Here is a 13,068-nt window from a genome sequence, read left to right as displayed (position 1 = left end):
GTTGCGGATCTGTCCGGGGGTGTGTTGCGGATCCGTCCGGTCAGGTGACCAGGCCGGGGAGGGTTTCCTCGATCGGGGTGGTGAGGACGGCGGTGGCCTCTTCGTCGTACGGGGTGGGTTCGGCGTTGAGGATGATGAGGGGGATGCCGGCTCGGAGGGCCAGGTCGCAGAGGCCGGCGGCTGGGTAGACCTGCAGGGAGGTGCCGATCGCGAGGAAGAGGTCGGCTTCCTGGGTCGCCTTGGTGGCGGCGTCGAGGACGGTCTGGTCCAGGGATTGGCCGAAGGAGATGGTGGCCGACTTGAGGATGCCGCCGCAGACCTCGCAGGCGGGATCGGGGTCGCCTGCTTCGAGGCGGGGGAGGACGTCGGCCATCGGGATGCGCCGGGCGCAGGTGAGGCAGTCGACGTACCAGACGGTGCCGTGCAGTTCGTGGACGAACGCGGGGGAGGAGCCGGCTTTCTGGTGCAGGCCATCGACGTTCTGGGTGATCAGGCCTGTCAGGCGGCCCTGGCGTTCCAGGTCGACGAGGGCCCGGTGGCCGGCGTTGGGCTCGGCGTCCCACGCGGCTGCCACCCGGCGGAACTTCCACGCCTCGGCGCGAACCTCGGCCGAAGCGACGTACTCGTCGATGTCGAACATCGCCTGCGCGGCGGGATTCCTCGTCCACAGGCCCTGCGGACCGCGGAAGTCGGGGATCCCGGAGGCGGTGGAGATCCCGGCGCCGGTCAGTACGGCGATCCGCTGGGCCTTCGAGACGAGGTCGGTCACGCCCCCGAACGTAGCGCCTTCCAGTCCGCAGCCAGTACCGACATCACGATCTCGTCGACCCATTCGCCGTCCCAGCGCAGTGCGTGGCGGCGAACGCCCTCGGTGACGAAACCAGCCTTCTCGTACGCCCGCTGGGCTCTCGGGTTGAACGCGTACACGCCGAGCTCGATCCGGTGCAGCCCGAGCTCCTCGATCCCGTACCCGACGATCAGCCGGGTCGCCTCGGTGCCCAGCCCGCGGCCCTGGCCGGCCGGGCCGATCAGGATCCGGAAGTTGCAGCTCTCGTCCTGAGGACTCCACTCGTTCAGCACGGCCTCGCCGACCACTGCACCGCTCACCTGGTCGACGATCGCCAGATCCAGCCGGTCAGTCTGCTCACCCCTGGTCCGGTACCACTTGCGAGCCGCCTCCTCGCCGATCTCCCCGCGACTCCCGGTGAACCGGACCACTTCAGGGTCGTCCATCGCGACCTGCAGAGCGGGGTAGTCATCCTCGACCAGCGGTCGCAGCTCAACCAGGTCACCCGTCAGCGTCGGCTTGTAAGCAAAGTCAGTCACGCTGCGCAGTCTCGCAACACGGAGGCAGGGGCGGCCAACGGTTTTAGCTGAGGCGGCGTACGACGTACTGGTCGTCCTCGGCTGAGACGAGCTCCTGGGAGCGCATCCGGCACCAGGCGGGGATGTCGGTGGCGGCGGCCGGGTCGTCGGCGAGGACGGTGATGGTTTCGCCGATCGCTAGCTGGGGGAATGCCTGGGCCAGCTTGATCACCGGGAGCGGGCAGAGCATGCCGCGGCAGTCGAGCGTCACATCCCCACCTCCGCCCGGATCCGCCGCACGATGCCGGGCAGTACGGTCGCGAAACGGTCGACCTCGGCATGCGTACTGGTCCGGCCGAGCGAGACCCGGACGTTGCCATGGGTCAGCACCCCCATCGCCGCGAGCACGTGCGACGGGCGCAGTGTGCTCGCAGTACAGGCTGATCCGCTAGACACGGCGAAGCCCTCGGCGTCCAGGGCGGTCACCAGCGCCTCGCCGTCGACGTACAGGCAGGAGAAGGTGAGTACGTGTGGCAGTCGGTCGACCGGGTCGCCTACCACCTCGACGTCCGGGATGTCGGTCGCGACCCGGCGCCGCAGCTCGTCGATCCAGGCCCGGTGCTGCTGGTTGAGCTCATCCGCCTCTTGTAGGCGTGCCTGTAGGGCAGCGGCGGCAGCCAGGGCCGCGGGGACGTTCGGGTGGCCGGGGGAGAGGCCGTCCTCCCGCTCATCCACAGGCCAGCTCGGTGCCAGCCGCGTCCCCTTCCGTACTGCCAGGAGCCCGACGCCTGCCGGCCCACCCCACTTGTGCGCACTGGCGGTCAACGCAGACCAGCCAGCCGGTACTACGTCATGCGCGACGGAGGCGGCGCCATCCACGAAGAGCGGGACCCGGGCAGCCGCGCAGAGCTCGGCGATCTCCGCAATGGGCTGGCGGGTGGCCACCTCGTGGTTGGCGGACTGCAAGGCGGCGACGGCTACACCCGGTTGCCTGATGCGCTCGGCGAAGGCGTCCACGTCAACCCGCCCGAGACTGTCGACGGCCACCTCGTGCGTAGTACCGGCTGCTGCGGCTGCATGGAGCACTGCGGAGTGCTCGACGGCGGAGTGCACGACCACGTCGCCGACCCGGCGGCGGGCGGCGGTCACAGCGAGCAATCCGGCGTGGATCGCGGCGGTCCCGGAGGTCGAGAAGAACAGCTCGTCGACCCGCACTCCGAGGCCTTCGGCAAGGACCGCGCGGGCGTTGTCGAGCAGCAGCCGGGCGGTCCGTCCTTCGTGGTGCAACCGGGCCGGGTCGGCCCACCCGGAATCCAATGCCGACAGCAACACTTCCCGCGCCGCGGGATGCAGTGGTTCCGCTGTCGCGGCATCTAGGTACGCACGGGTGGTCACACGGGAAACGCTAAGCCCTACCTATGCGCAGAACGCGGGAAGGTGTCCAGTAGTGTTCTGTCGTCAGTCTCACCTGGGAAGGGAAAGGCGCCCCGTGGGTTCGAACGGCACGCCCGGAGTGGTGCGCGCAGCAGGTCTGAAGAGGGCCCGCGCCGCGGTACGTCCGGCGAAGCGACGCCTGCTGGTGGCGACGTCAGTAGCGGTGGGCACGTTGGTGCTGACCGGCTGCTCGACGGAGACCACCGAGCAGTGGAAACGACTCGGTCTGCCCCCGGGCGCATCCGACCGTACCGAGGCGATGAGAAGCCTCTGGATCGGCGCCTGGATCGCCGCCCTGATCATCGGCGTCCTCACCTGGGGCCTGATCCTCTACGCGTCGGTCCGGTTCCGCCGCCGGAACGAGGACGCGCCGCGGCAGACGCGCTACAACCTGCCGCTCGAGGTGCTCTACACCCTCGCGCCGTTCGCGATCATCGGCGTGCTCTTCTTCTACACCGTCGAGCACGGCAACAAGATCACCGAGATGTCGGACAACCCGGCGCACACGATCAACGTGGTCGGCCAGCAGTGGCAGTGGACCTTCAACTACAAGGAGACGGTCGACGGGAAGGAAGGGGTCTGGGAGACCGGCACCCTGGACAACCCCGCGACGCTGTGGCTGCCGGTGGGCGAGTCGGTGCACTTCGACCTGACCTCGCCGGACGTCATCCACTCCTTCTGGGTGCCCGCGTTCTACTTCAAGCTGGACGTCATCCCGGGCCGTGCCAACAAGCTCGAGCTGACCCCGACCAAGACCGGCACCTTCGCGGGTAAGTGCGCGGAGCTGTGCGGTCTGTACCACAGCCGGATGATTTTCACCGTCAAGGTGGTCACGGCCGACGAGTACCAGGCGCACCTCAGGGAGCTGGCCGCCAAGGGCCAGACCGGCGCAGCTACCGGTGGCTCGGATGCGACCACCATTCCCGGCCACGGGGAGCAGGAGGGCGAGAAGTGACGGACATCGCCGAACGCACGGGCGCCATCGGTGCCGCGACCGCGCTGCCGAGGCGGCGCACCAAGGGCCAGATCGCGGTCAAGTGGCTCACCACCACCGACCACAAGCTGATCGGTCACCTGTACCTGATCACCTCGTTCGTCTTCTTCCTGATCGGCGGCGTGATGGCGCTGCTGATCCGCGCCGAGCTGGCCAAGCCGGGTCTGCAGATCGTGAACGAAGAGGTCTACAACCAGCTCTTCACGATGCACGGCACGATCATGCTGCTGCTGTTCGCGACGCCGCTGTTCGTCGGCTTCGCGAACGTGATCATGCCGGTCCAGATCGGTGCCCCCGACGTCGCGTTCCCGCGGCTGAACATGTTCAGCTTCTGGCTGTTCCTGTTCGGCGGCCTGATCACGATCAGCGGCTTCTTCACGCCGGGCGGTGCGGCTGACTTCGGCTGGTTCGCCTATGCGCCGCTGTCGAACGCGGTCCGCTCGCCGGGGATCGGCGGTGACCTGTGGATCATGGGTCTGTGGATGGCCGGTCTGGGCACGATTCTCGGTGCGGTCAACTTCGTCACCACGGTCATCACCATGCGGGCACCCGGGATGACGATGTTCCGGATGCCGATCTTCACCTGGAACATCCTGGTGACGTCGATCCTCGTGCTGATCGCCTTCCCGATCCTGGCCGGCGCGCTGCTGATGCTGGAGGCGGATCGAGCCTTGGGGGCTCACGTCTTCGACGCGGCCAACGGCGGGCCACTGCTGTGGCAACACCTGTTCTGGTTCTTCGGGCATCCCGAGGTCTACATCATCGCGCTGCCGTTCTTCGGCATCATCACCGAGATCCTGCCGGTCTTCAGTCGCAAGCCCGTCTTCGGCTACATCGGTCTGGTCGGCGCGACACTGTGGATCGCGGTCCTCTCGGTGGCGGTGTGGGCCCACCACATGTTTGTCACGGGCGCGGTGAACCTACCGTTCTTCTCCTTCATGACGTTCTTGATCGCGGTGCCCACCGGGGTGAAGTTCTTCAACTGGATCGGCACCATGTGGGGCGGCTCGGTGTCCTTCGACACCCCGATGCTGTGGTCGGTCGGCTTCCTCACCACCTTCCTGTTCGGCGGCCTGACCGGCGTCATCCTGGCGTCGCCGGCGTTGGACTACCAGCTGTCCGACTCGTACTTCGTGGTGGCGCACTTCCACTACGTCGTCTTCGGCACGGTGGTGTTCGCGATGTTCGCGGGCTTCTACTTCTGGTGGCCCAAGATGACCGGCCGGATGCTCGACGAGAAGCTCGGCAAACTGCACTTCTGGCTGCTGTTCATCGGCTTCCACACGACGTTCCTGGTGCAGCACTGGCTGGGCGTCGAGGGGATGCCGCGCCGCTACGCGTCGTACGGGGCGAACGAGGGCTTCACCACGCTGAACGAGGTCTCCAGCGTCGGCGCCTTCATCCTCGGCCTGTCGATGCTGCCGTTCTTCTACAACGTCTACAAGTCGCGCAAATCGCCGCTGGTCGGCGTCGACGACCCGTGGGGCTGGGGCCGCTCGCTGGAGTGGGCGACCAGCTCCCCGCCGCCGCGGCACAACTTCGTCAGCCTGCCGCGGATCAGGTCGGAGAGCCCCGCCTTCGACCTGCACCACCCGGAGATCGCGATGGCGGAGTATCCGGACAGCGGTGCTCCTCGGGACAACCTGCTGGACGCCGGCGAGGACCAGGGCCGGGTCGAGAACCTGGAACGCAACATCGCGGCCGGTACCGGCGCGGACGGAGAGGGTAAGGCATGAAGGCGGAGGCCTGGGTCTTCGGCATCCTGACGGTGTTCGTCCTGATCGTGACGCCGATCTACTGGATCATGTCGGAGGACCCCACCGGCACCACGGCGCTGGTGATGACGTTCTTCCTGTCGCTGCTGGTCGCCTTCTACCTGAGTGTCACCGGCCGCCGGATGGACGCCCGTCCGGAGGACCGCAAGGAAGCCGAGATCGCCGACGGAGCCGGTGAGCTGGGCTTCTTCCCGCCGTACTCGTGGTGGCCGCTGTGGTGCGCCGCCACGCTGTCGGTGATCGTGCTCGGCATCGTCTTCGGCTGGTGGCTGTTCATCGTCGGCACCGCGATCGGCATCGTCACCCTGAGTGGCTGGGTGTTCGAGTACTACCGTGGTGATCACGCTCACTGAGTGCCCGCTGAGTAAACTTTTCCGGCTCGCCGGACGTCATCAGTACAGCGGGCCGTGGGCTCCGCCGTACTGGTGACGACTTCAGTGCGTGGGTATGACCGACCGGCGAGCTAGGCTTTGGCCGGCGGCTGATCGTTACACAGGGGAGCTCAGGGTGTTGAGTAGTACGGTCCGTAAGCACGGCCTGGCCGTGGCCGGGATCTGCGCGATGCTGCTCGTCGGCACCGCCTGCAGCGACACGAAGGCGGCCGATCCAGCACCGTCCACGGGTAACAACCCGTCGAGCGGCAGCAGCTCCGGTACTCCGGGCGCCTCCACGACGCCAGGCGCGAGCACGACGCCGTCCGACGACCCGGCGGCCGCGGGCGTCCAGATCGTCCCGGCCAAGGGCGCCTCCGCGGTCCGCCCGGACAAGCCGGTCACCGTGACCAGTACCGGTGGCGAGCTGTCCGGCGTGACGCTGAAGGACTCCAACGGCGGCAAGGTCGACGGCACGCTCAACGACGACAAGTCGGTGTGGACGTCCGGGTCCGGGCTGAAGCCGGGAGCGAAGTACACGCTGACCGGTACGGCGAAGGGCACCGACGGCGCCAGCATCCCGATCAGCTCCAACTTCAAGACGCTGGCCGCGTCGGGCAACCTGAAGGCCTCGGTGGCCCCGCTGGACGGCGAGACCGTCGGCGTCGCGATGCCGGTGCAGATCTTCTGGAACAACCCGGTCAAGGACCGCGCCGCCGTCGAGAAGCGCCTCAAGGTGACCACCTCGGTCCCGGTCGAGGGCAGCTGGCACTGGATGAACAGCAAGCAGGTCAACTACCGCCCCAAGAACTACTGGCCGGCCGGCGTCAAGGTCTCGGTCGACATCGACACCCAGGGCGTCAACGCAGGCGGCAACATCTGGGGCTCCGCGAGCCGCAAGATCGACTTCACCATCGGCAAGTCCGTCGTGACCAAGATCGATGTCAAGAAGCACACGATGACCGTCGTGATCAGCGGCAAACTCGCCCGGACGATCCCGATCACCGCAGGCAAGGACGGCTTCACCACCCGCAGTGGCACGAAGGTCATCATGGAGAAGTTCAAGACCAAGCGGATGGACGCCGCCACTGTCGGGATCAAGCCAGGCGATCCGGACTACTACAACATCAGCAACGTGCAGTGGGCCCAGCGGGTGACGAGCTCCGGCGAGTTCATCCACGGCGCTCCCTGGTCCACCGGCAGCCAGGGCAGTGCCAACGTCAGCCACGGCTGCGTCGGGATGAGCCTCAAAGACGGCCAGTGGTACTTCTCCCAAACCCTCCGAGGCGACCCCGTCGTAGTCACCGGCACAACCCGCGGCATGGAGCCCGGCAACGGCTGGACCGACTGGAACGAAACCTGGGCCAAGTACAAAGCCGGCTCAGCCCTCGCCTGACCCCAGCTCCCAACAGCAGCCGACCGCTCCCCGGTCGGCTGCTGTTTTGTGTACAACCCCAACGCCTGCCCAACCACTCGCCACCCCACGCCGGCTCAGCGGGCTGAGGCCTGGCTACTCAGGTACAGAACACCGTCTGCAAGAGCTTGCTCAGGGCTTTTGGGAACTCCACAGCTGGGTCGATTGCGGCGTCTCCGATGGTCACCGAGGCGGTCAGGGTTCGGCTGCCATCGGGGGAGCTGTACATGAGGGCTCCGTAGCCGCCGGGTGGGCTGCCGTTGTGTTGGTAGACCGTGCCGCCGCATTGCGGGCCAAGGTCTTGGACGAACAGGCCGAAGCCGTAGCCGAGTTTTCCGTGAGGGTCGCGCATCTGGGCCAGTAGCGGGGCCGGGAGGAGTTTGCCGGTCATCAGGGCGGTGATGAAGGTGCGGAGGTCCTGGGTGGTCGAGATCAGGTCGCCGGCGCCTGCCAGGAGGGAGAGGTTCTGGCGGGTGACGTCGACCGTCTGCCATTCGCCGGCGGCCTGGTAGCGGTAGTAGCCGTGGGCGTGCGGTCCGGGGAGTTGCGTTCGGTTGCCTGGGACCACGGTGCCGCGCAGTCCGAGCGGACGCAGGATGCGGTGCTGCACCTCGTCGACGTACGAGTGGCGCGTGATCTTCTCGATCAGGAGTAGAGCGAGCGTGTAGTTGGTGTTGGAGTAGTTCTGGTCCGTCCCCGGTGCGAAGCGCGGTGGCTTGGACAACGCGTACCGGACGAGCTCCTCCGGCCGGTAGCTGCGGAACCGGTTGTCGACCCACGCCTTGCCTGCCGCGGGGATCCCCGGCGTGACGGTCCCGTCGTCGTAGTACTCGCCGGTGTAGTTGAACAACCCGCTGGTGTGCTGCAGCAGCATCCGTACGGTGATCCGCCGGTCCAGGCCGAGGTGGGGCAGGTAGCTCGCCACCAAGGCGTCGAGGCCGATCTTGCCTTCGGCGACGAGCTGCAACACCACGGTCGCGGTGAAGGTCTTGGTGACGCTGCCTGCCCAGAAGCGCCCATCCGTCGGCGGCTTCGCGCTCTCGCCCAGCTTCCGTACGCCGGCCCTACCAACCCAGTCGCCCCGTTGGCCGTGCACCCGCAGCTGGACCCCGGCGAAACCGGCGTCGACAATCGCCTGGGCAGCCTCCTGCAAGTCCGGCCGTCCCACAGCAGCCTCCGGTTCGCCGGTTGCGACTGCCATCCCAGGTGCGGTCATTCCGGCCAACAGCGCGACCGCCAGCGCCGTACTGCCCGCTCGTTGGAAGAACTTGTCCTGGAACGTCTTACGCGGCCCCGAGGCCGCGATCGCTGAAGTGATCATGGCTGCCACGATGGCCAACTGCCCTGACATCGGCCCGCCACCGTCCTGACATGGCCTCAGCGGTGCGCCGGAAAGACGAAGGCCCCGGCGAATTCGCCGGGGCCCTCGGATTCAACGCTGTGCTCAGTGGTGCGGTGTTACCTCGTGCGAAGTGCTCTCGTCGAGTTCGGCCGTGTCGGTGGTGCCCTCCACTGCCTCGTGCTCGTCGTGGCGACCGTGCGCGTGAGCCTCCTCGATCTCTGCTGCCGTCGGCTTTTGGACCGCGTCGGCGAAGTAGAACTTGGAGAGCCGGGCGCGCACCTTGGTGATTGCTCGCTTCGGGGCCCGTACGCCGTTGTCGTCCGTTTCCGGGCCGACCTCCAGCGGGAGGAGCCGGTCGCGAGCGGTGAGCTCGTACGCCTCGTAGTTCGAGATCGGGGTGTGCTTCTCGTAGTACTCGCCGTCCGGGGTACGGACGATGATGCCCGACTCGAGGCCGTGCAGGATCCGGTCGGTGTCCGCGCGCTGCAGGGAGATCGCGATCCGGCGAGTTGCCCAGAACGCGAGCACCGGGCCGATGAAGACCGCGAACCGCAGGAACCAGGTCACGTTGTTCAGCGATACCCCGAAGTGGGTGGCGACCAGGTCGTTGCCACCGGCGATCCAGAGCAGTCCGTAGAACGTGATGAACGCGGCGCCGATCCCGGTCCGGGTCGGCATGTTGCGCGGCCGGTCCAGCAGGTGGTGTTCGCGCTTGTCGCCGGTGATCCAGCCTTCGATGAACGGATACAGGGCGACCAGGGTGACGAACGCCGGCGGGATGATGAGCGCCGGTATCAGCAGGTTCCAGCTGAGCGTGACGCCCCAGAAATGACTCTCAAATCCCGGCATCAAGCGCACGGAGCCCTCCAGCCAGCCCATGTACCAGTCGGGCTGGGAGCCTGCGGTCACTTCGGCCGGGTTGTACGGGCCGTAGAGCCACACCGGGTTGATCTGCAGCAGTGCGCCCATCAGGGCGGTGATGCCGAAGACGACGAAGAAGAAGCCACCGGCCTTGGCCATGTAGACCGGCATCAGCGGGTAGCCGACGACGTTCTTCTCGGTCCGGCCGGGACCCGGGTACTGCGTGTGCTTGTGGTAGACGACCAGGAACAGGTGCGCTGTGACCAGGGCGAGGATCAGGCCCGGGATCAGCAGCACGTGCACGGTGAAGAACCGCGAGACGAAGTCGTCACCGGGGAACTCGCCACCGAAGATGAAGAAGGTCAGGTAGCTGCCGACGATCGGTGACGCCTGGATCATGCCCTGGGTGATCCGCAGACCGGTACCGGACAGCAGGTCGTCCGGCAGGCCGTACCCGATGAAGCCCTCGATGATGCCGAGGAACAGCATCCCGAAGCCGATCACCCAGTTCAGCTCGCGCGGCTTGCGGAACGCGCCGGTGAAGAAGATGCGGAGCAGGTGGACCATCATCGAGGCGACGAACAGCACCGCCGCCCAGTGGTGGATCTGCCGCATCAGCAGGCCGCCGCGGATGTCGAACGAGATGTCCAGCGTCGAGGCGTAGGCCTCCGACATGTGCAGGCCCTTGAGCAGGCTGTACGAGCCCTGGTACTCGACGTCGGCCATCGACGGCCGGAACCAGAAGGTCAGGAACACACCGGTCAGCAGCAAGATGATGAAGCTGTAGAGCGCGATCTCACCGAGCATGAAGGACCAGTGGTCCGGGAACACCTTGCGAAGGTTCTTCTTGCCGAGCTTCCCGATGCCCAGACGGTCGTCGACCCACTTGACCGGCGGGGGAAAGTCTTTCTCAGACACGGTTGTCACCCTCGTTCCCAGAAGCTCGCGCCGACCGGCTCGTTGAAGCCGCTCTGCGCGACAAGGTAGCCCTCTGCGTCGACAGCCAATGGTAGCTGCGGCAACGGACGGGCAGCAGGGCCGAAGATGACCTTGGCGCCGTCGGCCAGGTCGAACGTCGACTGGTGGCACGGGCAGAGCACGTGGTGCGTCGTCTGCTCGTACAGGGAGATCGGGCAACCGACGTGGGTGCAGATCTTCGAGTAGCACAAGATGCCGTCGATGCCCCAGTTCTCCCGGCCGGCCGGCGTCCGGATCTTGTCCGGTGCGATCCGGACCACGATCACCGCGGCCTTGGCCTTCTCGTTCTGGTACTCGACCGCGCTCTCCTCCTCGATCGGAGCCAGGTTGGCCGGTGCCGCGTTGACCAGCTGGCCGACGACCAGGTCGGACGGCTTGATCGGGCGCAGGGTGACGTCGTTGACGACGCGGATGCCCTTGGCCCAGATGGTGGTGTAGAGGCTGCGGCCCGGCAGCGGGCCGAGGTCGCGCAGGAAGACGATGGTCGGCAGGCCGAGCAGACCCATCGCGGCGATCAGCGACCGGCGGATCATCTTCCGGCGGGTGAAGCCCGACTCCGCGACGCCCTCCTGGAAGCCCTCGATGATGTCGGCCTTCTGCGCCGGCGTGGAGTGCGCGTCGTGCCGGTCCTCGGCGATCTCGGTGTCGACCATCAGCTTCTTGGCCCACTGGATCGCGCCGGCGCCGATCAGGAACAGCGCCAGCCCGAGGGTCACCCCGAGGGTGAGGTTGTTCGCGTTACCCGTCAGCGGCCCGAACTCGAGCGTCGAGTCGCGCGGGATCGCGAAGTACGCGACGCAGGAACCCACTGTGAGTAGTCCGGCCAGGCCGAACATCGTGGAGACCTGGCGCTCGACCCGGTCGGCAGCCTTGGGGTCGATGTCCTGGATCCGCTGCTCGTGCGGCTCGATCCCCGGGTCGGGGATCGGCTCGGCCAGAACCACCTGGCTGCTGTGACCCTGGTCCCCGCTCACGGCGGGCAGGTTCGCCTTCTCGTCGCTCACTCTGCCTTCACTCCCTTGGCCTTGACGCCCTTGGCGCCGATCCAGACCGCCACGCCGACCAGCAGGCCGATTCCGACCAGCCAGCCCCACAGACCCTCGGAGACCGGACCGAGCCGGCCGAGACCGAAGCCACCCGGGTCCTTCTGCTCCTGCAGCGCGTTCAGGTACGCGATCACGTCACGCTTGTCGTCCGGCTGCAGGACCTGGTCGGAGAAGACCGGCATCTGCTGCGGGCCGGTGAGCATGGCCTCGTAGATGTGCTTGGGGTCGACGTTCATCAGCGACGGGGCGTAGCGGCCGTTCGGCAGCGCGCCACCCTTGCCGGCGAAGTTGTGGCACGCCGTGCAGTTGGTCCGGAACAGCTCGCCACCACGGGTGACCTGCTCGTCGGTGACCTTGCTGATGTCGTAGGAGTCCTCCGCCGGTACCGCCGGGCCAGGGGCGAGGGAGGCGACGTACGCCGCCAGGGCCTCGATCTCGGCTGGGGTATAAGACGGGGTCTTACGCGGGATCTGCGCGCCGGGCTGCTGGGCGGGCATCCGGCCGGTACCGACCTGGAAGTCGACCGCGGCGGCGCCGACGCCGATCAGCGACGGGCCGGCGTACTTGCCCTCGCCGTTGCCACCGCCTTCGGCGTTCAGACCATGGCAGCTCGCACAGCCGACCGCGAAGAGCTTCTTGCCCTCTTCGATCTGCTGGGACTGGGCTGAGTTGTCCGCCACCGCGTTGTCGGGGGCGAACGCGGCGTACGCGGAACCCACCGCCAGGAGGCCGAACAGGAGCACGACGAGGCCGGCTGACCGGTGCCGTCGTCGCGCGGAGAGGAAGCGCGCCGGTGACAAGGAAAGTCTCTTCTCACTCATTTGAGCAGGTAGATGGTTGCGAACAGGGCGATCCAGACCACATCGACGAAGTGCCAGTAGTACGACACGACGATGGCGGAGACGGCCTGTTCGTGGGTGAACTTACGAGCCATGTACGTCCTGGCGAGGACGAACACGAAAGCGATGAGACCGCCGGTCACGTGCAGACCGTGGAAGCCGGTGGTCAGGTAGAAGACCGATCCGTAGGGCGACGACGAGATCGTCAGGCCCTCGTGGATCAGGGTCGCGTACTCCGTCACCTGACCGGCGATGAACACCGCGCCCATCAGGTAGGTGAGGATGAACCACTCGCGCATCCCCCAGGAGCGGACGTTGCCGACCGATCCGGTCCGGCCGACCTTGCCGTGCTCGGCGGCGAAGACGCCCAGCTGGCAGGTCACCGAGGACAGCACCAGGATGGTCGTGTTGACGGCCGCGAACGGCACGTTCAACAGCTCGGTGGACGCGTCCCAGAGGGACTCCACCCCCGCTCCTGCGGCAGCGGTCGTCACCGACCGGATGGTGAAGTACGCCGCGAACAGGGCGGCGAAGAACATCAGTTCGCTCGAGAGCCAGACGATCGTGCCGACACTGACCATGCTGGGACGGTCGTGGTGTCCGTGTTCACGAGACGCTGGGAGCGCGGTTGCAGTGGCCACGGCGTCATTATGTCGGTCGAGGGATGGGACAGCACGCCCACCCCCATGCATGTCGCCGACTTCCTGTT

Annotated in this window: 11 protein-coding genes and 1 pseudogene; 4 read left to right on the top strand and 8 right to left on the bottom strand. The window is 67.0% G+C overall.

Annotation, left to right across the window (positions count from 1 at the left end):
* Positions 1–40: 40 nt before the first annotated feature.
* The 3 genes and pseudogenes from G3I17_RS34340 to G3I17_RS34325 all read right to left on the bottom strand — a co-directional run bounded on the left by G3I17_RS34340 (position 41) and on the right by G3I17_RS34325 (position 2,700).
* The gene (locus G3I17_RS34340; RefSeq protein ID WP_343238522.1) at positions 41–769 is read right to left on the bottom strand and encodes a Sir2 family NAD-dependent protein deacetylase; all 729 of its coding nucleotides are present in this window, start codon (positions 767–769) and stop codon (positions 41–43) included.
* Positions 766–1,326 (bottom strand): GNAT family protein, encoded by a 561-nt coding sequence (locus tag G3I17_RS34335; protein ID WP_164602558.1) that lies wholly within the window; start codon positions 1,324–1,326, stop codon positions 766–768. The genes G3I17_RS34340 and G3I17_RS34335 overlap by 4 nt, the downstream gene beginning before the upstream one ends.
* A gap of 43 nt (positions 1,327–1,369) precedes the next feature.
* Positions 1,370–2,700, bottom strand: a pseudogene (locus tag G3I17_RS34325) (aminotransferase class V-fold PLP-dependent enzyme).
* 94 nt (positions 2,701–2,794) lie between these two features.
* On the opposite strand from G3I17_RS34325, the gene coxB reads away from it, so the two are divergent.
* From coxB to G3I17_RS34305, 4 genes are all read left to right on the top strand, one after another.
* On the top strand, positions 2,795–3,694 hold the full coding sequence (coxB, locus tag G3I17_RS34320) for a cytochrome c oxidase subunit II (protein ID WP_164602550.1): 900 nt from the start codon (positions 2,795–2,797) through the stop codon (positions 3,692–3,694).
* Positions 3,691–5,469, top strand: coding sequence for a cytochrome c oxidase subunit I (ctaD, locus tag G3I17_RS34315; protein ID WP_164602548.1), 1,779 nt, complete (start codon positions 3,691–3,693; stop codon positions 5,467–5,469). Before coxB ends, ctaD begins: the two co-directional genes overlap by 4 nt.
* Positions 5,466–5,861, top strand: a complete 396-nt coding sequence (locus tag G3I17_RS34310; protein ID WP_164602546.1) for a cytochrome c oxidase subunit 4 — start codon at positions 5,466–5,468, stop codon at positions 5,859–5,861. The genes ctaD and G3I17_RS34310 overlap by 4 nt, the downstream gene beginning before the upstream one ends.
* 154 nt (positions 5,862–6,015) lie before the next feature.
* Positions 6,016–7,275, top strand: coding sequence for an Ig-like domain-containing protein (locus G3I17_RS34305; RefSeq protein ID WP_203591158.1), 1,260 nt, complete (start codon positions 6,016–6,018; stop codon positions 7,273–7,275).
* Positions 7,276–7,393: 118 nt separating this feature from the next.
* On the opposite strand, the gene G3I17_RS34300 is transcribed toward G3I17_RS34305, so the two are convergent.
* The 5 genes from G3I17_RS34300 to G3I17_RS34280 all read right to left on the bottom strand — a co-directional run bounded on the left by G3I17_RS34300 (position 7,394) and on the right by G3I17_RS34280 (position 13,051).
* On the bottom strand, positions 7,394–8,614 hold the full coding sequence (locus tag G3I17_RS34300) for a serine hydrolase domain-containing protein (protein ID WP_343238521.1): 1,221 nt from the start codon (positions 8,612–8,614) through the stop codon (positions 7,394–7,396).
* Between the two features lie 123 nt (positions 8,615–8,737).
* Positions 8,738–10,414 carry a ubiquinol-cytochrome c reductase cytochrome b subunit gene (locus tag G3I17_RS34295; RefSeq protein WP_343238520.1) on the bottom strand — a complete coding sequence of 559 codons (1,677 nt, stop codon included), beginning with the start codon at positions 10,412–10,414 and terminating at the stop codon, positions 8,738–8,740.
* A gap of 5 nt (positions 10,415–10,419) precedes the next feature.
* Positions 10,420–11,478: a Rieske 2Fe-2S domain-containing protein gene (locus tag G3I17_RS34290; RefSeq protein ID WP_164602542.1), complete on the bottom strand. Its 1,059-nt coding sequence runs from the start codon at positions 11,476–11,478 to the stop codon at positions 10,420–10,422.
* Positions 11,475–12,341, bottom strand: coding sequence for a cytochrome c (locus G3I17_RS34285; RefSeq protein ID WP_164602540.1), 867 nt, complete (start codon positions 12,339–12,341; stop codon positions 11,475–11,477). Before G3I17_RS34285 ends, G3I17_RS34290 begins: the two co-directional genes overlap by 4 nt.
* On the bottom strand, positions 12,338–13,051 hold the full coding sequence (locus G3I17_RS34280) for a heme-copper oxidase subunit III (RefSeq protein WP_203591157.1): 714 nt from the start codon (positions 13,049–13,051) through the stop codon (positions 12,338–12,340). The genes G3I17_RS34285 and G3I17_RS34280 overlap by 4 nt, the downstream gene beginning before the upstream one ends.
* Positions 13,052–13,068 lie beyond the last annotated feature (17 nt).

Origin of the sequence: Streptomyces sp. SID13031, from assembly GCF_010548305.1 — a bacterium.
GTDB lineage: Bacteria > Actinomycetota > Actinomycetes > Propionibacteriales > Kribbellaceae > Kribbella.
This window is presented reverse-complemented; position numbering and strand designations above follow the sequence as displayed.